The 26,880-nt window shown below is 59.5% G+C and carries 20 protein-coding genes and 2 tRNA genes; 10 read left to right on the top strand and 12 right to left on the bottom strand.

Annotated features, from left to right (window positions below):
• Window positions 1–66: 66 nt before the first annotated feature.
• From ABD837_RS13645 to mutS, 5 genes are all read right to left on the bottom strand, one after another.
• On the bottom strand, window positions 67–3,078 hold the full coding sequence (locus tag ABD837_RS13645; RefSeq protein ID WP_345055448.1) for a SusC/RagA family TonB-linked outer membrane protein: 3,012 nt from the start codon (window positions 3,076–3,078) through the stop codon (window positions 67–69).
• Between the two features lie 518 nt (window positions 3,079–3,596).
• Complete coding sequence (locus ABD837_RS13640; protein WP_345055446.1) at window positions 3,597–5,228, bottom strand: DUF6377 domain-containing protein; 1,632 nt, start codon at window positions 5,226–5,228, stop codon at window positions 3,597–3,599.
• Between the two features lie 121 nt (window positions 5,229–5,349).
• Window positions 5,350–5,433, bottom strand: a tRNA-Leu gene (locus tag ABD837_RS13635).
• A gap of 556 nt (window positions 5,434–5,989) precedes the next feature.
• A tRNA-Gly gene (locus tag ABD837_RS13630) sits at window positions 5,990–6,065 on the bottom strand.
• Between the two features lie 131 nt (window positions 6,066–6,196).
• The gene (gene mutS / locus ABD837_RS13625) at window positions 6,197–8,884 is read right to left on the bottom strand and encodes a DNA mismatch repair protein MutS (protein WP_345055665.1); all 2,688 of its coding nucleotides are present in this window, start codon (window positions 8,882–8,884) and stop codon (window positions 6,197–6,199) included.
• A gap of 248 nt (window positions 8,885–9,132) precedes the next feature.
• On the opposite strand from mutS, the gene ABD837_RS13620 reads away from it, so the two are divergent.
• Both ABD837_RS13620 and ABD837_RS13615 read left to right on the top strand, forming a co-directional pair.
• Entirely contained in the window at window positions 9,133–9,666 is a 534-nt protein-coding gene (locus tag ABD837_RS13620) for an RNA methyltransferase (RefSeq protein ID WP_345055444.1), read from the top strand.
• 48 nt (window positions 9,667–9,714) lie between these two features.
• The gene (locus ABD837_RS13615) at window positions 9,715–10,113 is read left to right on the top strand and encodes a hypothetical protein (RefSeq protein ID WP_345055442.1); all 399 of its coding nucleotides are present in this window, start codon (window positions 9,715–9,717) and stop codon (window positions 10,111–10,113) included.
• 184 nt (window positions 10,114–10,297) lie between these two features.
• Here ABD837_RS13615 and ABD837_RS13610 read toward each other — a convergent pair whose 3' ends face one another.
• A complete protein-coding gene (locus tag ABD837_RS13610) occupies window positions 10,298–11,071 on the bottom strand; it encodes a TerC family protein (RefSeq protein ID WP_345055439.1) in 774 nt (257 codons plus the stop codon).
• Window positions 11,072–11,210: 139 nt separating this feature from the next.
• Window positions 11,211–11,702: a YajQ family cyclic di-GMP-binding protein gene (locus ABD837_RS13605; RefSeq protein WP_345055437.1), complete on the bottom strand. Its 492-nt coding sequence runs from the start codon at window positions 11,700–11,702 to the stop codon at window positions 11,211–11,213.
• A 104-nt stretch (window positions 11,703–11,806) separates the two neighbouring features.
• Between ABD837_RS13605 and ABD837_RS13600 the strand changes: the two genes are divergently transcribed.
• A complete protein-coding gene (locus tag ABD837_RS13600) occupies window positions 11,807–12,262 on the top strand; it encodes a GNAT family N-acetyltransferase (RefSeq protein WP_345055435.1) in 456 nt (151 codons plus the stop codon).
• 105 nt (window positions 12,263–12,367) lie between these two features.
• Here ABD837_RS13600 and ABD837_RS13595 read toward each other — a convergent pair whose 3' ends face one another.
• Entirely contained in the window at window positions 12,368–12,682 is a 315-nt protein-coding gene (locus ABD837_RS13595; RefSeq protein ID WP_345055433.1) for an Mpo1-like protein, read from the bottom strand.
• 111 nt (window positions 12,683–12,793) lie between these two features.
• Here ABD837_RS13595 and ABD837_RS13590 point away from each other — a divergent pair, with 111 nt between their 5' ends.
• The gene (locus tag ABD837_RS13590; RefSeq protein WP_345055431.1) at window positions 12,794–13,285 is read left to right on the top strand and encodes a PaaI family thioesterase; all 492 of its coding nucleotides are present in this window, start codon (window positions 12,794–12,796) and stop codon (window positions 13,283–13,285) included.
• 63 nt (window positions 13,286–13,348) lie between these two features.
• Here the strand turns inward: ABD837_RS13590 and ABD837_RS13585 are convergent, their stop codons facing one another.
• The 3 genes from ABD837_RS13585 to ABD837_RS13575 all read right to left on the bottom strand — a co-directional run bounded on the left by ABD837_RS13585 (window position 13,349) and on the right by ABD837_RS13575 (window position 17,256).
• Complete coding sequence (locus ABD837_RS13585; RefSeq protein ID WP_345055428.1) at window positions 13,349–14,347, bottom strand: NYN domain-containing protein; 999 nt, start codon at window positions 14,345–14,347, stop codon at window positions 13,349–13,351.
• Window positions 14,348–14,729: 382 nt separating this feature from the next.
• Complete coding sequence (locus ABD837_RS13580) at window positions 14,730–15,473, bottom strand: metal-dependent hydrolase (protein ID WP_345055426.1); 744 nt, start codon at window positions 15,471–15,473, stop codon at window positions 14,730–14,732.
• Window positions 15,474–15,618: 145 nt separating this feature from the next.
• The gene (locus tag ABD837_RS13575) at window positions 15,619–17,256 is read right to left on the bottom strand and encodes a toxin-antitoxin system YwqK family antitoxin (protein ID WP_345055424.1); all 1,638 of its coding nucleotides are present in this window, start codon (window positions 17,254–17,256) and stop codon (window positions 15,619–15,621) included.
• Between the two features lie 170 nt (window positions 17,257–17,426).
• Between ABD837_RS13575 and mfd the strand changes: the two genes are divergently transcribed.
• The 3 genes from mfd to ABD837_RS13560 all read left to right on the top strand — a co-directional run bounded on the left by mfd (window position 17,427) and on the right by ABD837_RS13560 (window position 22,150).
• Window positions 17,427–20,846 (top strand): transcription-repair coupling factor, encoded by a 3,420-nt coding sequence (mfd, locus tag ABD837_RS13570; RefSeq protein WP_345055423.1) that lies wholly within the window; start codon window positions 17,427–17,429, stop codon window positions 20,844–20,846.
• 158 nt (window positions 20,847–21,004) lie between these two features.
• Window positions 21,005–21,691, top strand: a complete 687-nt coding sequence (locus ABD837_RS13565; RefSeq protein WP_345055420.1) for a DUF6624 domain-containing protein — start codon at window positions 21,005–21,007, stop codon at window positions 21,689–21,691.
• Window positions 21,692–21,700: 9 nt separating this feature from the next.
• A complete protein-coding gene (locus tag ABD837_RS13560; protein ID WP_345055418.1) occupies window positions 21,701–22,150 on the top strand; it encodes a GNAT family N-acetyltransferase in 450 nt (149 codons plus the stop codon).
• 248 nt (window positions 22,151–22,398) lie between these two features.
• Here the strand turns inward: ABD837_RS13560 and ABD837_RS13555 are convergent, their stop codons facing one another.
• Complete coding sequence (locus tag ABD837_RS13555) at window positions 22,399–23,103, bottom strand: DsbA family oxidoreductase (protein ID WP_345055416.1); 705 nt, start codon at window positions 23,101–23,103, stop codon at window positions 22,399–22,401.
• A gap of 296 nt (window positions 23,104–23,399) precedes the next feature.
• On the opposite strand from ABD837_RS13555, the gene ABD837_RS13550 reads away from it, so the two are divergent.
• From ABD837_RS13550 to ABD837_RS13540, 3 genes are all read left to right on the top strand, one after another.
• Window positions 23,400–24,395, top strand: a complete 996-nt coding sequence (locus ABD837_RS13550) for an aldo/keto reductase (RefSeq protein WP_345055413.1) — start codon at window positions 23,400–23,402, stop codon at window positions 24,393–24,395.
• A gap of 92 nt (window positions 24,396–24,487) precedes the next feature.
• On the top strand, window positions 24,488–25,579 hold the full coding sequence (gene proB, locus ABD837_RS13545) for a glutamate 5-kinase (protein ID WP_345055411.1): 1,092 nt from the start codon (window positions 24,488–24,490) through the stop codon (window positions 25,577–25,579).
• A gap of 3 nt (window positions 25,580–25,582) precedes the next feature.
• On the top strand, window positions 25,583–26,833 hold the full coding sequence (locus ABD837_RS13540) for a glutamate-5-semialdehyde dehydrogenase (protein ID WP_425554344.1): 1,251 nt from the start codon (window positions 25,583–25,585) through the stop codon (window positions 26,831–26,833).
• Window positions 26,834–26,880 lie beyond the last annotated feature (47 nt).

Raw genomic sequence — 26,880 nt, 5'->3', positions numbered from 1 at the left:
CTTTCCCGATTCATTGCATCTGACAATCAATCGTTAGCCCCTAATCATTAACCGTTAACCATTAGCTTAAAAGCCAATGTTGAGGCCGGCCGTAACGGTGCGCGGCAGCGGGTAGAAGTTGCTGTCAATACCCGTGGCGCGCTCGGGGTCGAGGCCCGAATACTTGCTGAGCAGCAACAGGTTTTGGCCGGCCAGCGTGAAGCGTAGCGTGGTGCCTTCCTTCAGCAGGTTGCCGAAATCGTAGCCCAGCGTCACGTTCTGCAAGCGCACGAACGAGCCGTCCTCCAGGTTGATGTCGCTGTAGGGCTGTCCGTTTTTGAAGCCCGTGTTGTAGATGGCGGGCACCACGTTGGCCGAGTAGCCCAGCGTGGTATTCAAGCCGTAATAGTTGTTCTGGCCGGCCACCACGTTGTTGTACACGTAGCCGCCAATGTTGGAGCGCACCGTGAATGCCAGGCTGGCCTTGCCGTAGCTCAGGTTCGAGCTAAAGCCCAGAATAGCTTTGGGCGCCGGGTTTTTGCCATACACCTTGTCGCGCTCGTTGATGAGGCCGTCGCCGTTCTGGTCCATGTACTGGGCCGGATTGGCGCTGGCCGTCGGGCCTTGCAGCGGCTTGCCGCCCTCGTATTTCTGCTGGTACAGAAAGAAGGTATTCGGCGCGTAGCCCACCGCATTCACCTGCACAAACTGAAAGTTGCCGACGTTGCCCGTGGGCGTACCCAGGTAGTTGGGGTCTTCTACCTGCGTGAGCTTGGTAATCTTGCCCCGGTTCACGGTCGCGTTGAAGTTCACCGACCAGTTCAGGCGCTGGCCCTGCAGCACGTTGTAGTTCAGGGCCAGCTCCACGCCCCGGTTTTCGAGGTTGCCAATATTGGTGAGCAGCGTGTTGGACAGGTTGCTGCCAGCCGGCACCGGAATCACGGCCAGCAGGTCGCGGGTTTTGCGCAGGTACACATCCACCGAGCCGGTGAAGCGGTTGTTGAAAAAACCGAAGTCCAGGCCGGCATCATACGTATCCGTCTGCTCCCATTTCAGGTTGCGGTCGTAGGCCGCTGGCCGCAGCGTGCGGATGGTGTCGTTGCCAATTATCTGGCTGACAACCGGCGAGCTGAGGCTGTACTTGGCCAGATAGGGGTAGTCGCCGGCCACGCTCGTAATGTCCTGCTGGCCGGTGCTGCCGTAGCTCAGCCGCAGCTTCAGGTCCGACACCGCCGCCGCATCGGCCATAAAGCCTTCTTTGTTGATGCGCCAGGCCACCGAGGCAGCCGGGAAGTAGCCCCAGCGGTTTTCGGGGCTGAAGTGCGACGAGCCATCGGCCCGTAGCGTGCCCGTGAGCAGGTACCGGTCGTTGTAGTTGTAGTTGACGCGGCCGTAGTACGAGAGCAGCGTGAACTGCGTCTTGAAAGGGAACTGCGCCGGTTCCAGCGGGTTAACGCGCGAGCCATTGGCCTTGTAAGTAAAACGGAAGGGCGAGTACGTGTAGAAATCCTGGTACGAGTAGCCAGCCAGCGCCTCCACGCGGTGCAGGCCCAGCTGCTTGGTGTAGTTCAGGTAAGCTTCGAGCAGCTTGTTGTTCTTCTCCTGCCGGTACGAGTTGTTCTGCCCCTGCGTGGAATACGCCACCGGCGACGCCGCCGCGATAAACACCGTGCCGTTGCTGCGCGAAAGGTCGTAGCCCAGGTTCAGGTTGGCGTGCAGGTCGGGCAGAAAGTGCAGCTTGTAGTCGAACTGCACGTTGCCAATGCTGCGCAGCACCGTGCTGCGGTCGCGCTTGTCGTTGAGCAGCGCCACCGGGTTGCGGTCGGTAAGCGGGTTCGGAATCGCGCCATCGCGCCACTCAGTGTAGCCATTGAAGCCCGTGGGGCCATAGTTGTAAATCGGCTGCGTCGGGTTGTAACGAATTGCCGCCCCAATCGCGCCCTGGTCGGCAAAGCGGTAGTCGGCCCAAGTGCCCTTGGCATTCACATCAATGCGCAAGTGATTGTCAAACAGTCGCGGCGACAGCCCAACCGAAGCCGAATTCCGCTTCAGGTTGCCCGTGCGCAGCGTGCCGTCCTGGTCCAAGTAGCCCACCGAAACCCGGTAGGGCAGATTCTTCGCGCTGCCGGTCAGGCTCACGGTGTTGTCCGTCGTCCAGGCCGTTTTATAGATGGCGTCCTGCCAGTCGGTATTGGCCGTGCCCAGGTAAGCCGTGTTGGTAGCCGGAATGGTACCCTGCACCACGGCATTGTTCAGCAGCGTGCGGTAGGCGTCGCCGCTCAGCACGTCCACCTTGCCGTAGTTCGTGGCCCGCGACACCTGCGAGCTCACGTTCACATGCATCTTTTCGCCTTCCAGTCCCTTTTTGGTGGTGATGAGAATAACGCCATTAGCCGCCCGCGAACCGTAAATGGCCGTCGCCGAAGCATCCTTGAGCACCGTAAACGTCTCAATATCTTGCGGATTCACCATGGCCAACGCGTTGCCGGCCCCGGCAATGCCCTGGTTGTCCACCGGCACCCCGTCAATTACGATAAGCGGGTCGTTGCTGGCGTTCAGCGACGAGCCCCCGCGAATCCGGATGGTGCTGGTTTCGCCCGGGGCGCCGCCGCCGGTGGTAATTTGCACGCCGGCCACCTTACCCTGCACCAGCTGCTCAGGCGAAGTCACCTGGCCCTGCACAAAGTCCTTGGCTGTTACGGTGGTTACCGCGCCGGTCACGTCCTGGCGGCGGGCCGTGCCGTAGCCCACCACCACCGCTTCGCTTAGCGCGGTGGTGTTTTCGCTCAGGCGGGTGGCCGCTACTTGGGCCGCCTGCCCTTCGGCCACTGTCACCGTCACGCGGCTCGAATTCAGACCAATGGATGAATATACCAACGTGTATGAGCCGGCGGGCACGTTGTTAATCACGTAGCTGCCGTCGGTATTGGTCGAGGCGCCAAGCGTGGTGCCTTCCACAATAACCGTCACGCCGGGAATGCCCTCGCCCTTGGCGTCGACTACGCGGCCCGAAACGGTGCCGCCGGCCGGTGCGGCGGTTGCTATTATGTCCGCTATTCGGGCGGCCGGGTGCGCCCAAGCGACGCTGGTAGCAAGCATTCCCAATGCCGATGTGAGCAGCGATGTTCTGAGTCGGCGGGGTATAACAAGAGGAGGTAACAAATGCAGCATGGGTGGGACTGTGGATGAGTGACAAAAAGCATGGTCTGGCGAGCCCGGCATTTCCGCCGCTCCGCCGTCTTTTCTCCTTCCCGGCCAACCGCCAGCGGCTGCCCTTTCCCGGCATGTTTCAGGAATCGTTTGGGGTGGGAGTTGAGCAAAACTATCCCTACCCTCACCCCAGTGGAATTTGTCAAACCGAAGTATGAAAAATATTAACCCACCCATCCATTATATATTTGATTTATAATGGTTTAAATGATAAAATAATCACTAAAATATGAGTCCAGTATAGCAGCTTTGGTCCCACATTTTCATAAAAAAAGGGGCTAAAGCCCCTGGTAAACTTGGTTCACCCAAACTGCTGTATCCGTTTTGCTTCACGCTACCCACCCCCCGACGGTTTGCTACTCCTCCCCCAGCCCAGGCAGTGGCCCAGTACTCACCGGCACCTTTCCTTACACCGCCTGAATGGCCTGCACCCGCGCCTCGAACTCCTCGTTGGGCAGCAGCGACCGGTTTTTCACCCGCGTCTTGTAAGTGTAAATCGTGTTGATGGAATAGCCCAGCATCCGGCTGATTTGCTCGCTGTCGGCAATGCCCAGCCGGATGAGGGCGAAGATGCGCAACTCCGTGGTCAGCAGCTGGTCGTCGGGCAGCGCGATGCAGTCCTCCGGCCGGAACAGCTCGTTGAACTGGGCGATGAAGTTCGGAAACAGCCGCAAAAACACCGAATCGAATCCTTTCAGCAATTCGTTGCGCTCGGTTTTGATGTTCACGGCATCCACCAGCTTTTGCGCGCCGGCGTATTGCTTGCTGGCGAGCAGCGCCTCCACCCGCTTCTTCAGTGTTTCGAGCTTGTCGATGTACTGCGAATTGTTGTGGAAGTAGTAGCCAATGTATTCTTCCTTAATCTTGTTGGCCTCGTTCAGGCCGCTGTTCAGCTGGCGCAGCTCGCCGTTGCGCTCCAGCAGCTCGCGGTTGGCGGCAAAAATCAGCTGGTCGGCCTTGCGCAGGCGGCGTAGCTGCCGCACGCTCACCACCGCAAACCCAATCACCACGCTCGCCAGCAGTGTCATGATGATGGCGTAGGTTTTCAGCGACTTGCGTTGGTTCTCAATGATGTTGATTTTCTGCCCTTCGATGATGGACGAAACGTGGCTAATCTCAATTTGCCGCTGCCGGGCCTTATAAAACGTCGCATCCTCACGCGCCTCTTTGATGAAAGTATAGGCGTTTTTCAAGTCGCCCTGCCGGTAGCAATAGTCCGAGAGCTTAAATATGGCCGTAGTTTCCTTGGTCGCCGTCTTCACGTCGGCAATGGCCGACACGAGCAGCAGCTCGAACGCCTTTTCGGGCTGACCGGCCAGTTCGTACACGTAGGCTGTGGTGCTGGCGCTCACCGCCAACTGGTGCAGCGACAGGTGCGGCAGCTGCAGAATCTGCTGGTACACCGCCGCCCCCGCCGCCAGGTTGTTGGTCTTCTGCGCCCGGAACTCCTGCACCGACAGGTATTCGTAGGAGCCCGGCCGCGCCAGCAGCACCGCCGTGTCGGCGTAAGCCAGGGCTTTGGCGTAATACCTTGGCCGGTAGGTCTGGTCTTGGTTGAAGTCGCCCAGGTCGCTGTAGGCCCGGGCCAGCAGGAAGTAGAAGCTCTGCTTATCGGCTGCCGTGAGCCGGCGCGGGTCGATGCTGTCGAGCGTTTCAAACGTCTCCTTAAACAGGCCCGACGAAAGCAGCACAAACGCCAGCTTAAGCTTGGCCACTTCTATCTTCTCCGGGCTACGTAACTGCGCCGCCAGCTGCGTAATCTTTTGGCAATAGGCAAATGCCGAGTCGTATTTGAAGGCCTTGTATTCCTCGTAAATACGCAGGCCCAGGTCGAACTTGGTGTTGTCGTTGGCTTCGGAGGAAACAAAGTCAGCCGTGAGCACGGCAATGCGGTTCAGGCGCTGCCCGTCGTATTCCTTTTTGTGGGCCAAAGCCTGATTTAGCTCTGTCAGCAAGCTGTCGGCCGTGCCCGCGCCAGCCACCGCCCGCAAAGGCAATAGGCTACACAGGAAACCGCAAAAAACCAGAAAGAGCTTCACCAGATTAAATCGGCCGGTAGGTAAGCAGGGCCAGTACCAAAAGTAGCAATTAGCAAGTGCTAGGTCGCGGAGTTGAAGGAGCAATAAAAAAGCCCTGCCATTGCGGGCAGGACTTTTCTTGTACCAGAGACGGGACTTGAACCCGTACTTCCTCACGGAAACGGCATTTTAAGTGCCGCGTGTATACCAATTTCACCACTCTGGCGTCAGCTTTTACTTGCTGGCACGGCTCTGATTCTTACCGCGGTAATTTTCAGTCAACGCATGGCAATTCGGACAAAGCAACCGCAAGTTAGGGAGTCGATGGTCATTATTAACGCCATTGATGTGATGCAACTCCAGCGGAATGGGCTTTTCCAACCACTTTGACAGCCCGCATCCCTCACATTGATTTTCTTTTAGCCCATGTTCAATCAGACGATTACGCAGCCGGCTGGTAGACGTATAGAGCGAATTTTCAATTAAAACTTCATCCCAGGAAAAAGGTGCGCTCAACATGCGAAAGCGCGCTCCAACATTCCAGCCAGCACCCGTGAAGTGCCCAATATCCAACCCCAGCTTTGCAATGCGGGCGTGTACGGTTTTGTAGTTGCCCCCCCGCCGGCACCAGCCCGATGTGGCCCAGCACTTGCCGCACCGATAAGCTTTCGGCAACCGCCTGCCGAAACTCGTCGTCGGTGCTCAAGCATTTACGGGTAGCAGCCATTGCCAAGGTAGGGGTAAACAAAAAACGCTGCCCGAAGACAGCGTTTTTTAAATCTTGGAGCGGGAGACGAGGTTCGAACTCGCGACCTCGACCTTGGCAAGGTCGCGCTCTACCAACTGAGCTACTCTCGCAGGAGGTTCAGAACAATTTTCGTTGTGCTGAATGGTGCGACAAAGGTAAGGAGCTTTTTTGGGGAAGCAAGTAACACGTGTGGAAATATTCGTTTCAGAGGCCTTTCTGCTTCATTTTCAGCCCGAAAAATTTAACTTTTCCCTAACGTCAGCTTCAATTCATTCAGTTTCATCAGCGCTTCGATGGGGGTGAGCGTGTTCACATCGAGGTGCTGCAGCAGCTCGCGGATGCGCTCCAGGGCCGGGTCGCTGGGCTCGAAGATGCTGAGCTGGGCACGCGGGGCCGTAGCCACCGCCGTAGTAGCACGAGGCTTGGGCTGAGCAGGCTCACGGGGCGGCGGCACCGCAATACCGGCCCGCGAACCAGTGGACTCAATACCGGCCAATACGTCGTCGAACTCCGTCGGCACGTTGTCCTCGGCGCCAGCGCTGGTGCGCTCCACTTCGAGGTGGTGCATGATTTCATTGGCCCTCAGTACCACCGAGGTGGGCATGCCGGCCAGCCGCGCCACGTGGATGCCGAAACTGTGTTCGGAACCGCCGGGCTGCAGCTTGCGCAGGAACAGAATGCGGCCGTCGGCCTCCTTCACGGCCACGTTGTAGTTGCGCACGCGGGGGCAGTCGTCGGCCAGTTGGTTAAGCTCGTGGTAGTGAGTGGCGAACAGGGTTTTGGCCTTGGCTTTGGGGTTGTTGTGCAGGTGCTCCACAATGGCCCAGGCAATGCTAATGCCGTCGTAGGTACTGGTGCCGCGACCGATTTCGTCCATCAACACCAGGCTGCGGTCCGATAGGTTGTTGAGGATAGAAGCCGTTTCGGTCATCTCCACCATGAAGGTGCTTTCGCCCTTGCTCAGGTTGTCGGAAGCGCCCACGCGGGTAAAAATCTTGTCGATGATGCCGATGGTAGCAGCCTCGGCGGGCACGAAGGAGCCAATCTGGGCCAGCAGCACGATGAGGGCCGTCTGGCGCAGCAGCGCGGATTTGCCGGCCATGTTGGGGCCGGTAATTACCACAATCTGCTGGTCGTCCTGGTCGAGGCAGATATCGTTGGGAATGTAGCTTTCGCCGGGCGGCAGCTGCCGCTCAATCACCGGGTGGCGGCCGGCTTTGATGTCGAGCAGGGTGCCATCGTTCACTTCAGGCTGCACGTAGCGCTGCTGCCGCGCCGTGAGGGCGAAGCTGGCCAGGCAGTCCATCACGCCAATGGCGCGGGCGTTTTGCTGAATCTGGGGCACGAAATCGAGCGCCGCCAGCACGAGGTCGTTGTAGATGCGCTGCTCAATCACAAAGAGCTTTTCCTCGGCGTTGAGAATTTTCTCCTCGTAGGTTTTCAGCTCCTCGGTCACGTAGCGCTCGGCGTTCACCAGCGTCTGCTTGCGAATCCACTCGGCGGGCACCTTGTCCTTGTGGGCGTTCGTGACTTCGAGGTAGTAGCCAAACACCTTGTTATAGGCAACTTTCAGCGATGAGATGCCGGTGTTGCGTTGCTCGCGCACCTGCAGCTGCAGCAGGAAATCTTTGCCCGAGAAAGCCAAAGCGCGCAGTTCGTCCAGCTCGGCATCGATGCCTGCATTCAGCACGCCGCCCTGATTGGTGAGGATGGGCGCATCGGGCTTGATTTTGGCGAATATTTCCTGGCGCAGGTTGGCGCAGGGATTGAGCTGTTCGGCCAGTTTCACCAGAGCCTTCACGCCAGATGCGGCCAGTCGCTCGCGCATGGGCGCCACGGCTTCGAGGGCACGGGCCAACTGCAGCAGCTCGCGCGGGTTCACGCGGCGCACGGCTACTTTAGAAATCAGGCGCTCCAGGTCGTTGATTTGGCGCAGGTGCTGGGTGAGGTCGGCCAGCAATTCCTCATCGGCCACCAGCGCGGCCACGGTATCGAGGCGGCGCTGAATCTGGCTTACTTCCTTCAGCGGCAGCACTATCCACTTGCGCAGCAGGCGGGCGCCCATCGGGGTTAGCGTCTGGTCGAGCACGTCGATGAGCGGCACGCCGCCGGGGTGCTGGGCGTGCACCAACTCCAGGTTGCGCACCGTGAAGCGGTCAAGCCACACGTACTTATCCTCCTCCAAGCGGCCGAGGCTGGCAATGTGCTGAATGTCGGTGTGCTTGGTTTCGGCGAGGTAGTGCAGGATGCAGCCGGCCGCAATCACGCCTTCCTTCAGGTTATCGACGCCAAATCCCTTCAGTGAGGTGGTACGGAAGTGGCGCGTGAGGCTGTCGTGGGCGTAGTCGACGCCAAAAACCCAGTCGTCGAGGGCGTAGGTGCAATAGTCAGGGCCAAAGTGCTGCTCGAACTCAGAGCGGCTTTTCTTGCAGAACAGCACCTCGGCGGGGCTGAAATTCTGCATCAGCTTGCCCAAGTAGTCGAGCGTGCCCTGCGCGGCCAGAAACTCGCCGGTGCTGATATCGAGAAAGGAAATACCGGCTTCGGACTTGCCGAAATGAATGGCGGCGAGGTAGTTATTCGAGCGCCGTTCGAGCACGTTGTCGTGCATGCTCACGCCGGGCGTTACCAACTCGGTGATGCCGCGCTTGACCAAGCCCTTGGCCTCCTTGGGGTTCTCGAGTTGGTCGCAGATGGCCACGCGCTGGCCGGCGCGCACCAGCTTGGGCAGGTAGTTGTCGAGGGAGTGGTGCGGGAAGCCGGCCAGGGCCACTTCGCTGCTGCTGCCGGCCCCGCGCTTGGTGAGCGTGATGTCGAGAATGCGGCTGGCCGTGACGGCATCTTCGCCGAATGTTTCGTAAAAATCGCCCACCCGAAACAACAGCACTGCGCCCGGATGCTGCTGCTTGAGTTGGTAATACTGCTTCATCAGCGGCGTTTCGGTCACGGCCGGGATGGGCACGGTGAAGTGGTCGGGGCCGACAGATTTGATGACGAATTCTTTTTTGGGTGCAGGCAAGGCAAGTAGCGCGACCTTTGTGGTGCGCAGATTTTGGCGTGAACGAGGAGGTGGCGGTAGCTTACGAGGTTACGAATGCAGCTTGGCGAAGCTGGCCAAACCATCGGGCCGCCCTATTTTAAACCGACAAAGCGAACCGCAAAGTTCGCGCTATTTCGATGCGAAAACTCACAATGGCCGAGCTAAACCGGGCCTCGGTGGATGATTTCAAAAGTACGCCCAAAAGCCCCGTGGTTTTGGTGCTCGACAACGTGCGCAGCATGCACAACGTGGGCGCAATATTCCGTACGGCCGACGCCTTTGCGCTGGAAAAAATCTACCTCTGCGGCTACACGCCGCGCCCGCCGCACCGCGAAATCACCAAAACGGCGCTGGGCAGTGAGGAGTCGATGGCCTGGGAATACGCGGCCGAAACCGTAACCGCTATTGCCGCCCTCAAAGCCGCTGGCTACCAGGTAGCGGCCGTGGAGCAAACCACCGGGAGCGTGTCGCTGCCCCAGTTTCAACCCGAGCCCAGCCGGCCGCTGGCTTTGGTAATGGGCAACGAGGTTTTTGGGGTAGACGATGCCGTATTGGCCCTGTGCGACGTGGCCGTTGAAATCCCGCAGTTCGGCACCAAGCACTCGCTGAACGTGGGCGTGGCGGCCGGCGTGGTGCTCTGGGATGCGCTGGTGAAGCTGGGCGTGGTGTAACGGCACTAAGCTGCGGCAACCATTACCCCGCGGACCGGTTTTCTCGTCATGCTCCCTCCTACTCCCACCACTCGCCCCACTGACGCCTTACTAGCCCTGCGCCCCATCGTGCCCACCGAAACGACCGACGCAGACGAGACCGTTGGGGCATTCCTGCACGCCACGCTGCGCCCGGTGCTCAAGCTGCAAAACGACTTGCTGCTGGCCGTGGTGGCCGATTTTGTGCGCGACCACCACATCGCCCTGCGCCCCACCGACCAACACCACCAACTCACCGAGCTGCTCGGCCGCAACACCAAGCTGCGCTACACCGTGGTGGGCCTGATAACCGGCGTTTTTACGGCTGCCGAATACGCCTTTTACCGCCAGCACCGCTCCGAGCTGAACCGCCGCCTGTTGGAAATGGCCCTGCACCGCGTGCTCGACCAAGCGGACGCGGTCGCCTAGCTTTTCACCGCAGAAGAAAGGCGCAATTATCTTATTGCTGTTCCGCACGCCCTGGTTGGAGAAGCCCGCAAGGCCGTAGCGCGAACTTTCAGTTTGCGCCCCCACGCCGCAGGAATAACTTTAGCGGCGCGGGGACGCGAACTAAAAGTTCGCGCTACTCCCCGACTGCGTAACAGCACTTACCTTAATCGTACTGCGAGTCGCGCAGCTTCACGGGCTTGTTCTTTTTGCGCAGGCGCAGGTTCAGCAACTCCACTATCAGGGAGAAGGCCATGGCGAAGTAGAGGTAGCCTTTTTCCACTTCCTTGTGGGCGGCTTCCATCACCAGCATGAAACCAATCATGATGAGAAACGACAGCGCCAACATCTTGATTGTCGGGTTGTTGTTCACGAAGTTGGCAACCACACTGCTGAAGCTTAGCATGATGCCCATGGCGCAGATAACGGCCGCAATCATCACCAGCACGTTGTCGACGAGGCCCACGGCGGTGAGGATGGAATCGAAGCTGAACACGATGTCAATCACCACAATTTGCGCGATGATGCTTGCCATTGAGACGCCGGTGCCGCCCATGCCTTCCTCATCTTCCTCGCCCTGCAGTTTGGTATGAATCTCGGTGGTGCTCTTGTACATCAGGAACAGGCCACCAGCTAACAGGATGAGGTCACGGCCCGTCACGCCAAACGGCTTGTCGTCCAGCCACGGGAAATTGGGAAGATTGAACAGGGGTGCCCGCAGCCCTACAATCCAGGAAATACTCAGCAGCAAACCAATGCGGAACAGCAGTGCCAACAGCAAGCCGATTGTACGGCCGCGCGCCTGCTGCTCCTTGGGCAGCCGGTTCACGACAATGGAAATAAAAATGATGTTGTCGATGCCCAACACGATTTCCATGAACGTGAGGGTGAGCAGGCTAACCCAGGTAGCGGGGTGGGCAAAGGCCGAAAAATCGTACATAAGTTAAATGTGGTAATTGACGAATGTGGAAAAGTGGAAATGATAAAAAGAAATAGTCAGGGCAGTTAATAGCAGCTTACAATCCGCCGTTACAAGCCTGATTTCCACATTTTCACATCTCCCTCATTATCACATTTTTTTAGCTTTTCATGTTCACGAACTGCAGCGGCAGGCCAATATCGGCTTTGCGCAGCACGGCAATGGCGGCTTGCAAATCATCGATTTTCTTGGCCGATACGCGCACCTGGTCGTCCTGCATCTGGGCTTCCACCTTCACCTTAGCATCTTTGATGGCTTTGATGATTTTGCGGCCGAACTCCTTGTCGACGCCGGCGCGCACCTTGATGGTTTTCTTGATGAGCTGGCCGCTCGGCTGCTCATCGGCCGTGAAGTCGAGGCTGGTGCCGTCGATGCCCTGCTTCACCACGCGGCCGAGCAGAATGTCTTCGAGCGCCTTCACGCGCATCGAGTTTTCCGAAGACAGCAGGATGGTGTTGTCCTTTTTGTTAAGCTCAATGCCGCCTTTGGTGTCGCGTAGGTCGTAGCGGGTCTGGAGTTCTTTTTGGGCTGTGTTCACCGCGTTTTCGAGGGTTTGCGGGTCAACTTTGCTCACGATGTCGAAGGATGCCATAGCGGGTGGGGCGTAGTTTTGAGAAGATTAAACCGGCGTTGGCCGGGCCGTAAAGGTAACAACCCGCACCGGCCTTGGTTGCGCCCCTGCTTCCCATTCCGCTTATGCATCCTGCTGCCACCATTCAGCCACCCCGTACGTCCACCGAATGGGACGCTTACTACGCCCTGCGTTACGCTGTGCTGCGCGCGCCCTGGCAGCAACCACCCGGCTCGGAGCGCGTGCCGGCCGACGAAGAGCCCGGCACCATCCACGCGCTGCTACTGGATGACGCGACGCCTGCAGCGGCACTAGCCGTGGGCATGCTGCAACCCACTGGCCCCACCCAGGGCCAGATTCGTTTCATGGCCGTGGCTCCCGAAGCCGCCGGCACTGGCCTGGGCCGCCAGGTAGTGGCGCATCTGGAAGTCGAGGCGCGGGCCGTCGGCATCGCCGAAGTCGTGTTGCACTCGCGGGAAGCAGTGGTAGGCTTTTATGAGAAGCTAGGCTATGTGTTGGTCGAGCCCTCGCACACGCTATTCGGGGTCATTCCGCATTTTCTGATGCGCAAGGAATTGTAAGGCGTAGCGTGGTCGTACCCGGAGGGACTCTGCGAGTCCGCGCCTAGGCGAACATCCGTGCATAGCCGAACCTGTAGTGCGTGGACTCGCAGAAACGACACTAGGTTATTTCTCCCCAAACTTTTCACGGCCGCGCCACAGGTCGAAGTACATCCGGAAGTCGCCCAACAGCGAATACCAGGGGTGCTGAAAGGTAGCCGGGCGGTTGTGCTCGACAAAAAAGTGGCCTACCCACGCAAAGCCGTAGGCTGCTACTACACCGGCGGCCAGCCAGTTCCAGTTGCCGGTGCGCACCAACATGGCCAGGCAAAGGATGAACAGCGTAGTGCCCACAAAATGCAGCACCCGCGTGCCGCGCCGGCTGTGCTCGCTGAGGTAGCGCGGGTAGAACTCGGCGAACGTGAGCGGCTGCGTGGACATGGCGGGAATAAGCAGGAAGTAAAAACCCGGCCTTTTAGGTCTGAAAAAGCCGCTTTCAGCAAATGAAGTAAATTTTTCGGCAAACTTGCTACGGCAATTCCCACCCTGCTCATGTCTGATAAAGCCCCTACCCTCCCCGACCTCGCCACCATGGTGGCTGCCTACAACCAGATGAACCACTTCGGCCGTACCAACGGCATGATACTGACGGTGAGCGCACCCGGCCAGGTCGAGTACCACATGCGCGTCCGCGACGAGCACCTTTCCTCACCCAACACCTGCCACGGCGGCGTGCTCGCCGGCCTCATGGATTCGGCCCTCGGCGCGGCGGCTCTCTCACTGGCCTTCACCAAGCTCGAATTCGTGTCCACCGTCGAGTTCAAGATGAACTACCTGCACGCCGTGCACCTGCACGATGAGCTGATGGCGCGCGGCATTGTCGACCACAGCGGCAATTCCCTGGTGGTGAGCAGCTGCGTGGTATACCGTATAAAAGAGGGCCACGACGACGTAGCCGTGGCACGCGGCTTGGGTACCTTCAACCGCTACCCGGCCTCTAAACGCGACTTCGCACAGCTAGTGATGGGGCAATCTCAAGTATAAAGACACAAAAAAGCCCACCAGATAATTCTGGTGGGCTTTTTTGTGTCTTTAACGTTGGGAGCTTTACAGCTCGACCGACGAATGCACGCCTACGGGCTCGTACTCGTCTTCGCCGTCGGTCATTTGCGGGGCAGTTACTTTGCGCACGTTGCGGGCGCAGTCCTCGTCGCGGTGGTTGCGGCCCACAGTGAACTCTACCCAGTCGCCTTCGCGCAGGTCGTTGAAGTCACCCTCAGTCAAGTCGGCGTAGCTGAAAAACAGGTTGTTCGGGGGCATTACCACAAAGCCAAAGCCGTTTTTCAGGTTTTTGATGGTGCTCATGCCAAGCGTGCCTACGGGGCCGGCGGCAGTGGGGCCGGTGGGCCGGGCCAGCTTGGGCGCAGCGGCGGTGCTGGGCGCGAAAGCGGCGGGCTCCGACTGGTTCACGAACAGGGCTTCTACCACTTCGTCCTGCTCCTGCAGGCCGCGGTCAATCACGTCGTGCATGGCCACCGGGTAGGTTACCTGCTCGAGCAGCTGCTGCGAGGCGCGCGTCACGCGGGTTTCGCCCTTAAAATCTTCGTATTTGAAATCCCAGTTCAGCAGCATCACGCGGGTGCCCACGGTGTTGAGCTTGCGGATGAGGGGCACGTAGTCGCTGTCGCCGGCAATGAGTACCACCACATCGAGGGTTTTGTGCAGGGCCAGCTCGAGAGCTTCGAGGCTTAGCCACACATCGATGCCCTTTTCCTGGAGGCGGCCGTCGCGGGTTTTCAGGGCCATGTAGTGCGTTTGCACGCCCAGGTTCATCAATATATCGTCGAGCAGGCGGTCGTGGAACAGACGGTCCTTGTCGCGGGCTTCGGTGGCCGAGAGGCGCCCCCGAAAAAAGTGGGCATCGGTGATGCGCGCCAAGCGCACGTCGACATCTTCTTCTTCGGCTACCTGGTGGCGGATGTATTCGTGGAGGCCTTCGAGGCTAATGCGGGCCTTGCGCTCGTGCTGGAAATAATAATAGTCGCTAATTTTTAAAAAATAGTTGCCGTCATAAAAGACACCAACCCGAATCAAGGGGCTGTTCATCTGGTTCATGGTAATGGAGTTGCGTAAAGTTAGAGAAGTGTTTTGAGTGGGGAGGCAGTACGGCGACGGGTGGTAGAAATACCCGCATAAACGCTGGCACATTTGCCAGCCGGCGTCGGGATAAAACAGCAGCAGGACATAACAGGAGCCTGGCGCGGCTGCCATATAGCAGGCAGGCCCGACACCCAATGCTCAAAAAAGGAAATTTTAATGGGTCCGAACTGGCGGAAACGATTGAAATCGCAGAATAACAACCTGAACCTATACCAACACAGTCCTATCTTAACAGCATATCTGCTGCGAAGCTAGTGTTCTTCGCTGACTTATGCAATAGTGCAAGGTTACGATATATGCCCGCCGGCCCGGCTGCGCGGCCCCAGGACTACACCAAATGCATGGAACCGACCACCAGCCCAAGCACAAGCAAGGCATAGCCCACGCAAATACCCACTTCCAGCATGTTGCCGCTGGCCGAGCCCGTGCTAATAAGCGGCACTTTGAAGGAGTACTCCCAGATTGGCAGAAACCACCTTACACCGGCTTTGGTGAGGGTATCGGCCAGGAGGTGCGAGACGTAGCCGGTGCCGGCATAAAGAGCTACGCCGCGCCAGCCCAGATGCTGGTCGGCCAGGTGGCCGATGTAGGTCCAGAGCGCGGTGGCCCAGATGGTGTGCGTCCAGGAGCGGTGCGAGGTAAAGGGAGCCAGCGCGACGAAAGTACCCAGCAAGCTCAGCCACAGCTGCTCGGTGTAGAGGCCCGCGACTACCGTGCCCAGGCCCGTGAACAGCAACGCCAGCCGGCGCGTTGAGCCACCCTGCATGCCCACGCCAATCAGCCCAAAGGCCAGCGCGGCCGTGTAGTACAGGCGCTGCTCGGAGCCGGGCTGCAGCTGCAAATACGCGTAGGCAGCAATAGTTAGCGCACCGGCGGCAAAGGCCCAGCGCACGTAGTTTTGGGTGAAGCCAAGACGTTTGCTGAGGCGGCTTTCGGGGTGGTCGAGGTCGGGGGCCAAGCTGGAGAAGCCGGCCAGGGCAATGCCGGCCAGCGAGAAGGGAATGCCCGGGGCCAGGCCGGCCACCGCAAAGCCGGTAATGAGGCCGATGGCCAGGTGGGAAGAGCCGCGCATGCAGGGTTGTAGTTGTCGGTTGTTCGTTGCTAGTCGTCAGGCCAGGGTTTGGTCGAATGATTATTCATTCTGTCAAACCCGACGTAGTTGAAATATCCGATAACTAAGCCGGCCGCGAAGCTACAATGATGCGAATTACCGAGCATCAGCGGAAGTGAATGTTGCCGCGGGGTTTATGGAAACGCGGTTGGATTCTGGTTCTCACCTTAACCTTGCCATTACGGGTGACTTGGCGGCGCACTCTGACCATTCTTATCCCAAGCAAGCGGTTCAGGTCATTGCTGATGGGCTTTCCCGCTTCGTTCCAGCCCCGGCTATACGAAGCCAACCAGCCTTTGCGGGTCACGGATTCGGGCTGGCCGTTGTCGTAGTATCGGCGCTCGAGCTTGCGCCCCCCAAAACGCCAAAGGGTCAGTTCGACCAACTGTCCTTTCGGCGAGTAAACCCGGGTTGAAAATGGCGTTTCCACCACCCGATTCCGGTTTGGCAATGCCGTTTCGCGCCGCCGGGCTGGTCGGTGCATTATGCCGGTGGTATCGGCTTCGCCCAACCGCCAGCGGCCGGGGCTGCTTAGCTTTTGTAGGCCTAGGGGTGGCTGGTAGCTGCGAAGCGATGGGTAGCGCCGCAGCACCGAGCCGCCGGCAACGGCTACCTCCGGCAGCGGCGGCCGTTTATGCAGCAGGTATTGCGTGGCCAAACCACTACACACCAGCCCGGGCTGAGCGGGCACCGGCCGCATGAAAGCCGCGACGAGCTGCGCGGGCAGTGGGGCGGGTGCCAGCGGCCGGTCCAGAATACCCACCAGGTCGCCGACGTACGTATGGCCGCCCCGCTTATTTGGCAGCTTGTACGGCACCATCTGGAAGAGCTGCACCTGCGCGATGTCGTCTGTCAAGCCCGAGCTGAAGGACCAGTAGTGCTGCAGCAGGTAAGGGTGTTGGCCTACGGCCTGCCACTCGAACATCGGCCGGCTGTGTACCACACTATCCAACGGCAGTTGTTGGTCGCGGCCTTGTTCGTTGCGCAGCCAGACCGCCGGATAGTAGAGCGTAGCGAGGCGATACTGGCCTTGCGGCGTGTAGGACAGCCGCACGCGAGGCTCACCATCGGGGTCGTATTCGGTGTAGGCCCCCACCAGCCGGCCAGTGTTGAGTTGGCCGAGCCAGTAACGGGCAGAATCGCGACGCGGGTACGTATTGTTGCTGCTTGTACCATCGCCCCAGTAATACATTACCGCTAGAAAATCAGAGGTAAAACGCCCGTCCCACTGCCGGAACGTGCCGCGCAGGCCGGAGGTGCGGCTACTATCGAAGCGGGCCAGCAGGCGGGGGCGGCCGGTTTTGCTGGTGGTCACCACCGAATCGACGAGTTGCCCTTGCCGGAACGTGCCCCGCTGGGCCACCCGGCCATTCGGGTGCCAGACGGTAAAGGCACCGTCGGGCTGGCCGGCTTTCATGGGCAAGCGGCGTGATACTGCCGGCTCTTGGCCGGCCGAAACTGGGTAATAGCGCGTCCAGGTACTGTCGGCCGCGCCTTCGGTGAAATGACCAATTTCGCTGATGCTGCCGTCGCGCCAGAAGCGCCGAAAGAAACCGTGCGCCACGGTATCGGGGCGGGGGCCGCGCAACTGCACCTGGTACACGGTGCGGCGCTGCGTGCGGGCCGAGTCGTAATAGGTCGTGAGGGTTTTCCCAGGTGCTTGCGCACAGGATGCGTAGGGCAGCAGCGCCACGCCCACGATACCGCAACACAAGCCTTTGAGTAACTGTAACCGACGACGCATAGCAGCTGGCGCAAGAAGCCCCGGCGAAGCTACGCCAGGCCCGGCTTACCTTCGAACACGGCAGCGGCCGAAGAAACCTTCGCCGCGGCTCCCGTGTATTTACCCCGCTGCCCGACCGGATAATCATCTGGCCGGGCTACTTCATTTGCCCCTCCCTAGTTCGATTTTTTGTGCAAGTAGCTGACTTCCTTCGTTTATACCGCCTTTCTCCCGAACTACAAGTGCTGGCCTCGCGCCTGCGCGCTGCGGCCAAGCCCGACGCCGGCAGCGTGCGCCTGCACCTGCGCGGGCTGGTGGGCAGCCAGGATGCCGTGGTGGTAGCCGCTACGGCCCACGCCCAGCATCCGCACGTATTCATTATGCACGATAAGGAGGAAGCGGCGTACTTCCTGGCCGATTTGCAGCATCTGCTGCCCGAGGGGCCCGAGGTACTGCTGTTTCCGAGTTCCTACAAGCGGCCGTACCAGTTCGACGAAACCGAAAACGCCAACGTGCTAATGCGCGCCGAGGCCCTGAACCGCATCAACACCACGCGGGCCGCTGGCACGGGCAACAGCGTGTTTGTCGTGACGTACCCGGAGGCGCTGACGGAGAAGGTAATTAACCGGCAGAGCCTGGTGAAAAACACCTTCAACGCGAAAGTGGGCGACAAGCTGGACGTGAATTTCCTGGGCGAGCTGCTGGGTGAATACGACTTTGAAAAAACGGATTTCGTATACGAGGCCGGGCAATACGCGGTGCGCGGCGGCATTGTCGACGTGTTCAGCTACGCGAATGAGCTGCCATTCCGCCTCGAATTATTCGGGGATGAAATCGAGAGCATCCGGACGTTCAACCCCGAAACGCAATTGTCGGTGGAGGCGCGACCCAGCATCAGCATCATTCCAAATGTGCAGACCAAGATGCTGACCGAAACGCGCGAGGCTTTCTTCGAGTTTCTGCCCCGTACGGCCTGTATCTGGGCCAAAGACGTACGCCAGACGCTGGACGTGGTGACGGAATTATTTGAGAAGGCGGAGGCGAACTTTCAGCAGATGCTGAGCGAGGCCGGCGGCATGCAAATCGTGAGCAAGCCGGGCGATTTATTCGAATCGGGCAAGAGTTTCAAGAAGCTGCTCGATGAATTCGCCGTGGTGGAATTCGGCAAGCGTTTTCACTTCAAAAACGCCGACACCTTCCAGTTCAGCGCCAAGCCGCAACCGAGCTTCAACAAGGAATTCGAGCGGATGGTGAAGAACATCAAGGAAAACCAGCAGCGGAATTTCACCACCATCATTACCTCGGATACCGTGCGCCAGGCCGACCGGCTGCGGACCATTTTTGACGAGCTCGACAACAACGTGCAATTCCAGCACCTGCTGCTGGCCTTGCGCGAAGGCTTCATTGATGAGCAGCTGGAGCTGGCCGTGTACACCGACCACCAGCTGTTCGAGCGCTATTACCGGGCCCAGGAAGCGCGGAAATTCTCGAAGAAGAAAGCGCTGACGCTGCGCGAATTGAAAACGCTGCAGCCCGGTGACTACGTGACCCACCAGGACTACGGCATTGCGCGGTTCGCGGGCCTGACGCAAGTGGAAATCAACGGGCAGATTCAGGAAGCCATTCGGCTGGTGTACCGCGACGACGACTTGCTGACGGTGAGCATTCACTCGCTGCACAAAATTGCCAAGTACAGTGGCGCCGAGGGCTCGCCGCCTACCATGAGCAAGCTGGGCTCGCCGGAGTGGGAGAACAAGAAGAAGTCGGTGAAGAAGAAGGTGAAGGACATTGCGGCCGACCTTATTCGCCTGTACGCCAAGCGCAAAACGGCGCCCGGCTTTGCTTTTTCAGTTGATGGTTTCCTGCAGGCCGAGCTGGAGTCGAGCTTCATTTACGAAGACACGCCCGACCAAGCCAAGGCCACCGAGGACGTGAAGCAGGATATGCAGCAGCCCCACCCGATGGACCGCCTCATTTGCGGCGACGTGGGCTTTGGCAAAACGGAAATTGCCATTCGCGCCGCCTTCAAGGCCGTGGCCGATGGCAAGCAGGCCGCCGTGCTGGTGCCCACCACCATTCTGGCAATGCAGCACTACAAGACCTTCCGCGACCGGCTGGCCACGCTGCCCGTGACGGTGGAATACATCAACCGGTTTAAGTCGACCAAGCAGATTAAGGAGACCTTGGGGCGCGTAGCTGAGGGCAAAACCGACATTCTGATTGGCACGCACCGCCTGACTAATAAGGACATCAAGTTTAAGGATTTGGGCATTCTCATCATTGACGAAGAGCAGAAATTCGGCGTCAAGACCAAAGACAAGCTGAAGGAATTGAAGGTGAACGTAGACACGCTCACGCTCTCAGCCACCCCGATTCCGCGCACGCTGCACTTCTCGCTGATGGGCGCGCGCGACCTGAGCGTGATTGCCACGCCGCCGCCCAACCGCCAGCCCGTGACCACGGAGCTGCACGTGTATGACGAGATTCTGATTCGCGACGCGGTGGCGCGGGAGCTGAAACGCGGCGGGCAGGTGTTTTTCGTGCACAACCGCGTGAAAGACATCGAGGAAATGGCCAGCACGATTCTGCGGCTCGTGCCGGATGCGAAAATCACCTTCGCCCACGGGCAAATGGACGGCGAGATGCTGGAAAAGCGCATGATGAAGTTTGTGGAGGGCGAATACGATGTGCTGGTGAGCACCAACATCATCGAGTCGGGCCTCGACATTCCGAACGCCAACACCATCATCATCAACCGCGCCCACCTGGCCGGCCTGAGCGACTTGCACCAGATGCGCGGCCGCGTGGGCCGCTCCAATCGCAAGGCGTATTGCTATTTACTGACGCCGCCAGTAGCGCAGTTACCCGCCGACGCCCGCAAGCGCCTAAGCACGCTGGAGGAGTTTTCGGAACTCGGGGCGGGCTTCAACGTGGCTATGCGCGACCTGGATATTCGCGGCGCGGGTAATTTGCTGGGCGGCGAACAGTCGGGCTTTATCAACGACCTGGGCTACGAAACCTACCACCAGATTCTGGACGAGGCCGTGCAGGAATTGAAGGAAACCGAATTCCGCGACCTGTTTCTGGGCGACGCCAACTCGCAGCAACGCCTGCAAATGGCGGCCGGCGCGGGCCGCGGGCAGGAATGCAACGTCGAAACCGACCAGCAGGTGCTCATCCCGGAGAAGTACGTGAGCAACGTATCGGAGCGCCTGCAGCTGTACGCCAAGCTCGACCGCGCCCAGAAGCCCGAGGAGCTGCGCAAGCTGCTGGCCAGCATGGTCGACCGGTTTGGGCCGCTACCGCCCGAGGTGGAGCAGCTGGCCGACATAGTGCGGCTGCGTTGGCAGGCCTGCAAGGTGGGCTTCGCCAAAATCACCCTCAAGCGCGACACACTAAAGGGCTACCTGCCCGCCGACGACGACCACAAGGCCTATTTCCAGGGTGAGCAGTTCGGCACCATCCTCAACTACGTGCAAACGCACCCGCGCACGGCCAAGCTGAAGGAGCACAAGGCGCAGCTGATTGTGACGTTTGAGGAAGTCAAATCCATTCAGCAGGCCAAGCGCGTGCTGAGCGAGTTGGGCAGCGAGGAAGCCGTAACAGCGTAGCGTTGAACGATTGCAAAACGTCAAATTTAAACGTCATGCAGAGCGCAGCGAAGCATCTTGCCCGCCACCAGTAATCCAATCGAATGAGTTAGCTGCTGCGGGCAAGATGCTTCGCTGCGCTCTGCATGACGTTCCAGATTACACAACTGCCTTTTTTCATGAAGTACTTTCTCACCGCACTGCTGCTTGCGCTGCTACCACACTTGGCTGCTGCGCAAGCGACCATCAACCAGCAGCTCAAGCACGAACTGGACAGCATTGCCGAAACCGACCGCCAATGGCGGCGGATACTATTCGCCCCACGCTACCGCCGCCAACCCGACTCCCTCGCCACAGCTCTGGGTGTAACTAGAGAATCGCTCAATTCCTATCTGGTTCGCCGCATGCAGCAAACAGATTCAGTCAATTTACTGCGGCTGAGGGCCATCATCAAGCAGTACGGCTACCCTGGCAAAACGCTGGTGGGCGAGCCCACCAACGAGGCCGCGTGGTACGTCATTCAGCACTCCGACGCCATCGACCAGTACCTGCCGCTCATCAAAAAGGCCGCTGGCGAAGGCGAATTACCGTTTTACCTCTACGCGCAGATGCTGGACCGCCAGTTGATGCGCGACGGCAAGGCGCAGCTGTACGGCACCCAGGCTTTCGGCTACAACGTGCTGAACCCGAAAACCGGCCGCCGAGAGGCTCAGCCGCCCTTTGTGTGGCCCATTAAGGATGCGGCCAAGGTAAATGAGCGCCGCAAAAAGGCCGGCTTCCCGACCACCGTGGAGCAGAATGCCGCTAATTTGGGCATTCAGTACCAAGTGCTGACGCTGAAAGACGTCGCCAAAATGCCCAAATAGAGTTCGTTTATGACTATTCGCTGGCACTGCCTTCCCTTTGAATCCCTCCCAAGCCTGATTCTCTACGATTTGCTGCGCCTGCGCTCGGAAGTGTTTGTGGTGGAGCAAAACTGTGTTTTCCAAGATATTGACCGCCAGGACATGGATGCCCACCACCTACTGGGCTACAACGAAGCCGGCGAGCTGGCCGCCTACGCTCGCCTGTTTGATGCGGGAAAGAGCTATGAGCAGGCCAGTATTGGCCGCGTGATTGTGGCGCAGCAATTCCGGCAGTATGGCCTGGGCCGCGAGTTGATGCGGCAGGCGCTGGCGCATTCCGATGCCTTATTTGGCCCGCAGCCCAATAAAATCGGCGCCCAGCAGCACCTAGAGCGCTTTTATAACGAGTTCGGCTACGAGCAATCAGGGCCGATGTATGTGGAAGACGGCATTCCGCACATCCCGATGCTACGAGCCTGAACACTGGTAGAACTTAAAAAAGAAACGTCATGCTGAGCGCAGCCGAAGCATCTCTACCGCCATACTAAAATTTATTAGAGCGGTTTCGGGGTCAGTGTACGGGCAGAAAGGTGTAGGGGCGGGGGCAAGCCCCGCCCCTACACCTTTCTGCCCGTACACTGCTCTAGTTACGCCGCGTTGATGCTTCGGCTGCGCTCAGCATGACGTTCTGTATCGTTACGTTCTTTCGTTACGCGGCTACGACGCGCTTATACCTCGCAGCCTTCGGGGCCGCAGGCGTCACCGTTGGCTACCATGGTCAGGGCCGGCTTGGTGGGCTTGAATTCGTCGTACACCTTCTCCAGCACCTCGGCGAAGAGCTCGCTGGGCTGGGCACCCGATACCGCGTATTTGTCTTCGAACACGAAAAAGGGGACGCCGCGCACGCCAATCTGCTGGGCGTGGTACTCGTCGAGGCGCACGGCTTCGGCGTAGGTGCCAGCCGTGAGGGCGGCGCGGCTTTCGGCAGCCTCTAGGCCGACTTCGGTGCCAAGCTTTACCAGCGTGTCTAGGTCGCCGATGTTCTGGCCTTCGAGGTAGTAGGCAGCCAACAGACGCTCCTTGGTGGCATCCTGCCGGCCGTGGTGCGCGCCGAGGTGAATGAGCTGGTGCGCCAGGAAAGTATTGGCCGGAATGGTTTTGTCGAACTGGTAATCGAGCCCTACCTCCTTAGCAGCGGTGGTCATGTAGTCGCTCATTTTACGGCCTTCTTCGGCCGAAACGCCCTTTTTCTTGGCCAGCGACTCGTGGATGCTCTCGCCGGGAATGGGCTCGAAGTCGGGTGTGAGCTCAAAGCTGTGCCACAAAACTTCGACCTCGTCGCGGTGCGCAAAGTCTTTCAGCGCATTCTCAAACTTGCGCTTGCCAATGTAGCAGAACGGGCACACCACATCGGACCAGATTTCAACTTTCATATCGTTATTATTTTTAGAGGCTATTGGAAGCTGCTACAAGGAACGGGCGCGGCGAAAAGTTTCGGGAGTATCGGGTAAAGGGCAAGAGCGTCAGGCTGGGCGCAACGAAGCACTTTGCCCCGCAACGCAATCCAATCGACAGGCTTTGTGATGGAGGCAAAGATGTTTCGCTACGCTCTGCATGACGTTTTGAACAGAACGCGCGCAGTCACCTTCATTAACGCCTCCGCAACCTTCAGGCTTAAGCCACGGTTAGCAACTTCGCCCCTGGGCATTTAACAGACCCTATTATCCTCATGGAATATCAAAAATTAGGCTCCTCCGACGTTTCTGTTTCGCGCATCACCTTCGGTAGCTGGGCAGCCGGCGGCTGGATGTGGGGCGGCACCGAGCAGAACGATGCCGTAGGCGCCATCCACGCCAGCTACGACTTGGGCGTAACCAGCATCGACACCGCGCCGGTGTACGGCATGGGCTTCAGCGAAGAAATTGTGGGCGAAGCCATCAAAACGCTGCCACGCGATAAGGTGCAACTCCTCACCAAGTTCGGCATGCGCTGGGACCTGACCCAGGGCGATTTCGCCATGAAAACCAAGGACAACCAGGGCCACGACCTCGACGTGTACAAGTACGCTGGCCGCGACAGCATCATCAAAGAGTGCGAAAACAGCCTGCGCCGCCTTGGCACCGATTACATCGACCTCTACCAACAGCACTGGCCCGATGTGACCACGCCGATTGACGAGACGATGGAGGCCCTGAGCCTCCTGGTCGAGCAGGGCAAAGTGCGGGCTGCCGGCGTGAGCAACTATTCGGTGGCCCAGATGCAGGAAGCCGACAAAACCCTCAACATCGCCTCGAACCAAGTACCATACAGCATGGTGCGGCGCGATATTGAAGCCGATGTGATGCCGTACTGCAGCGAGCACAGCAAGGCCGTGCTGGTGTATAGCCCGTTGCAGCTAGGCCTGCTAACGGGCAAGATGAAGCCCGGCCAGGAATTCGGCGAGGGCGACCTGCGCCGGGGCCACCGCCTCTTCACGCCCGAAAACGTGAAGCGCGTGAACAGCATGCTGAACAAAATCCGCCCGCTGGCCGAAACCAAAAACGCCACCGTAAGCCAGCTCGTGCTGCGCTGGACGCTGGCGCAGCCCGGCATTTCGGTGGCGTTGGTGGGGGCCCGCAACCCCGGGCAGGCCGTGCAGAATGCCCGCGCCATGGAGTTCCAACTCACGTTTGAGGAAGTGGACTTCATCAACAAGCAGCTGCGGGAGTTGGGGGCGACGGTGTAGAGGATAAACAGAACGTCATGCCTCGGCTGCGCTCGTCATGACGTTCTTGTTTGTTCAAGCTAGCTTTAGTCGCGCCTTATTTCCCTTCCGCCATGCCGCTCTCCTACCGCCGCCTCGTCGTCAAAATCGGTTCCAACGTGCTCACCCAGGACAATGGCCTGCCCGACCTGGCCCGCATGGAGCACCTCGTGGACCAGATTGCGCAGCTGAAAACTCAGGGCCTGGAAGTCATCGTGGTATCGTCGGGGGCGGTGGCGGCGGGCCGCAGCCTCATTACGGTGCCGGCGCAGGCCGATGCCGTGCGCAGCCGCCAGCTGCTGGCCGCCGTGGGTCAGGTAAAACTGCTGAGCACCTACGCCGAGCTGCTGGGCCGCCACGGCCTGCTCTGCGCCCAGGTGCTGGTAACTAAGGAGGATTTTCGCGACCGCCAGCACTACCTGAACATGCGGAACTGCTTCCAGGAATTGCTCCAGCAGCAGGTTATTCCCATTGTGAATGAGAACGATGTGATTTCCGTAACGGAGCTGATGTTCACGGATAACGACGAGTTAGCCAGTCTCATTGCCGCGCAGCTCGATGCCGATGCGCTGATTATTCTGAGCAACGTAGACGGGATTTTTACCGGTGACCCGCGCCTGCCCGAGTCGGAGCTGATTCGGGAGATTGCGCCGGCCGATACGGGCTTCGAGCAGTTCATCACGGCGCAGCGCTCACAGTTTGGGCGCGGCGGCATGCTCACCAAGTGCCACATGGCGCACAAGGTGGCCAAGCTGGGCATCAGCGTGCACATTGCCAATGGCAAAACGGCCGATATTCTGCCCGGTGTGCTGGCGGGCACGGCGCCCTGCACCTGGTTCCGGCCCAGCAAAACGGCTTCGAGCAAGAAGAAGTGGCTGGCCCACGCGCACAGCGCCGTGAAAGCCGTGGTGCGTGTGAATGCCGGCGCCCGTGCCGCCCTGAGCACGCCCGGCAAGGCCGTGAGCCTACTGCCAGTGGGCATTCTCGGCATCGAAGGAGAATTTCGAAAAGGCGACATTGTGCAGCTGGCCGACGAGGCCGGGCAACCCTTGGGCCTCGGCATTGCCGAATACGGTCTCGACAAGGCCCTGGAGCGCCTGGGGCACCAACACCAACGCCCGCTGGTGCACTACGATTACCTGTTCCTGAACCCTGACCTCGCCTAACCCGTGGACCTGACCCCGCAACTAGCAGCCACCCAGCAGGCCAGCCGCGCATTGGCTGCCTTGGCCCCCGCCGCCACCGATGCGCTGCTGCGCGACCTGGCCGATGCCCTGGTGGCCGAAACCAGCTTTCTGCTGGCCGAAAACGCCCGCGACCTGGCCCGTATGCCCGCAGCCGACCCGCGCCACGACCGCCTGCGCCTCACGACCGAGCGCTTGGCCGGCATTGCTGCTGACTTGCGCGCTGTGGCCAGCCTACCGTCGCCGGTGGGCGAAATACTGCGGCAGCAAACCATGCCGAATGGCTTGCAAATGAGCAAAGTGCGGGTGCCGCTGGGCGTGGTGGGCATCATCTACGAAGCCCGGCCTAACGTTACCATCGACAGCCTGGCGCTGTGCCTGAAAACCGGCAACGCCTGCCTGCTGAAGGGCGGCTCCGATGCAGCATTTTCCAACGCCGCGCTGCTGGCGGTGGCCGCGCCCGTGTTGGCCCGCCACGGCCTGCCGCCCGCTGTGGCCACGCTGCTGCCACCCGAGCGCGCCGCCACGGAGGCACTGCTGCGCGCTGTGGGGTTCGTGGATGTCGTGATTCCGCGGGGTAGTCAGGCCCTCATCAACTACGTGCGGGAAAATGCGCGCGTGCCGGTCATCGAAACCGGAGCGGGCGTGGTGCATACCTTCTTCGACGAAACCGGCGATTTGGCCAGTGGCGCAGCCATTATCGCCAACGCCAAAACCCGGCGCGTGAGCGTGTGCAACGCGCTCGACTGCCTGCTGCTACACAAAAGCCGCCTACCCGACCTGCCCATGCTGCTGGCGCCACTGGCCGATGCCGGCGTGCAGCTCTTTGCCGATGCGCTAGCCTATACTGCGCTGACCAACCACTATCCAGCGCTGTTGCTAGCCCATGCCACAGAGGAGCATTTTGGCACCGAGTTTTTGTCGCTGCGCATGGCCGTGAAAACTGTCGCCTCACTGGCGGAGGCGCTGGACCACATTGCCGAGTTTGGCTCGAAGCACAGCGAGGCCATTATCTCGGAAGATGCCAAAAACATCGAAGCCTTCCTTAATGCCGTGGATGCGGCCGCGGTGTATGCCAATGCCTCTACCGCCTTCACCGACGGCGCGCAGTTTGGGCTGGGAGCCGAAATCGGCATCAGCACGCAGAAGCTGCACGCCCGCGGGCCCATGGGCCTAGAAGAACTGACCACCTACAAGTGGCTGGTGCGCGGCACCGGCCAAGTCAGGAACCCATGAACGGTGTAGAGACGCAATATTTTGCGTCTCGTCGTCGAACGACCGGC

The organism is Hymenobacter glaciei (genome assembly GCF_039539585.1).
Taxonomy (GTDB): Bacteria; Bacteroidota; Bacteroidia; order Cytophagales; family Hymenobacteraceae; genus Hymenobacter; species Hymenobacter glaciei.
The sequence above is the reverse complement of the archived record's forward strand: the minus strand, read 5'-3'. Positions and strand labels throughout refer to the sequence as shown.

Bases quoted from the DNA above. Each gene is read 5' to 3' on its own strand.
- ABD837_RS13645 (WP_345055448.1), bottom strand. From the start codon at position 3,078: ATGCTTGCTACCAGCGTCGCTTGGGCGCACCCGGCCGCCCGAATAGCG.
- mutS (WP_345055665.1), bottom strand. From the start codon at position 8,884: ATGAAGCAGTATTACCAACTCAAGCAGCAGCATCCGGGCGCAGTGCTG.
- ABD837_RS13620 (WP_345055444.1), top strand. From the start codon at position 9,133: ATGCGAAAACTCACAATGGCCGAGCTAAACCGGGCCTCGGTGGATGAT.
- ABD837_RS13615 (WP_345055442.1), top strand. From the start codon at position 9,715: ATGCTCCCTCCTACTCCCACCACTCGCCCCACTGACGCCTTACTAGCC.
- ABD837_RS13610 (WP_345055439.1), bottom strand. From the start codon at position 11,071: ATGTACGATTTTTCGGCCTTTGCCCACCCCGCTACCTGGGTTAGCCTG.
- ABD837_RS13605 (WP_345055437.1), bottom strand. From the start codon at position 11,702: ATGGCATCCTTCGACATCGTGAGCAAAGTTGACCCGCAAACCCTCGAA.
- ABD837_RS13600 (WP_345055435.1), top strand. From the start codon at position 11,807: ATGCATCCTGCTGCCACCATTCAGCCACCCCGTACGTCCACCGAATGG.
- ABD837_RS13595 (WP_345055433.1), bottom strand. From the start codon at position 12,682: ATGTCCACGCAGCCGCTCACGTTCGCCGAGTTCTACCCGCGCTACCTC.
- ABD837_RS13590 (WP_345055431.1), top strand. From the start codon at position 12,794: ATGTCTGATAAAGCCCCTACCCTCCCCGACCTCGCCACCATGGTGGCT.
- ABD837_RS13585 (WP_345055428.1), bottom strand. From the start codon at position 14,347: ATGAACAGCCCCTTGATTCGGGTTGGTGTCTTTTATGACGGCAACTAT.
- ABD837_RS13580 (WP_345055426.1), bottom strand. From the start codon at position 15,473: ATGCGCGGCTCTTCCCACCTGGCCATCGGCCTCATTACCGGCTTTGCG.
- ABD837_RS13575 (WP_345055424.1), bottom strand. From the start codon at position 17,256: ATGCGTCGTCGGTTACAGTTACTCAAAGGCTTGTGTTGCGGTATCGTG.
- ABD837_RS13565 (WP_345055420.1), top strand. From the start codon at position 21,005: ATGAAGTACTTTCTCACCGCACTGCTGCTTGCGCTGCTACCACACTTG.
- ABD837_RS13560 (WP_345055418.1), top strand. From the start codon at position 21,701: ATGACTATTCGCTGGCACTGCCTTCCCTTTGAATCCCTCCCAAGCCTG.
- ABD837_RS13555 (WP_345055416.1), bottom strand. From the start codon at position 23,103: ATGAAAGTTGAAATCTGGTCCGATGTGGTGTGCCCGTTCTGCTACATT.
- ABD837_RS13550 (WP_345055413.1), top strand. From the start codon at position 23,400: ATGGAATATCAAAAATTAGGCTCCTCCGACGTTTCTGTTTCGCGCATC.
- proB (WP_345055411.1), top strand. From the start codon at position 24,488: ATGCCGCTCTCCTACCGCCGCCTCGTCGTCAAAATCGGTTCCAACGTG.